Consider the following 279-nt stretch of genomic DNA (forward strand, 5'->3'; position numbering starts at 1 on the left):
CGGTTTTGAACCGGCGGGTGCCCAGCAGCCACAGGCCGAACAACCCGCAGAAGAAGAAACAGAACACTAGGAAGAAATACTGGGTCAGGCACCCTGCCATGGTGGCGGCGGCCAGCCCCAGAAATACCCACCGGGGCCGCTGCCCTGCCCGCAGCTGCCGGAACAGCCGCAGATGCAGGGCCACCAGCACCACGGTTTCCAGCATAAGCAGGGCGTACATCCGGGTAAAGACCGCCATGCCCTGGGTGCCGATGTTCAAAAGGAACACCGCCGCCGCCA

The 279-nt window shown here is 63.8% G+C and carries 1 protein-coding gene; it reads right to left on the reverse strand.

The features are described from left to right. Positions 1-259: hypothetical protein (locus H6B10_RS16170; protein WP_204652443.1), on the reverse strand; the 259-nt coding region annotated here is incomplete at its 3' end. Positions 260-279: the final 20 nt, after the last annotated feature.

Source organism: Gemmiger formicilis (genome assembly GCF_016901605.1).
In the GTDB taxonomy this organism is placed as follows: Bacteria; Bacillota; Clostridia; order Oscillospirales; family Ruminococcaceae; genus Gemmiger; species Gemmiger formicilis_B.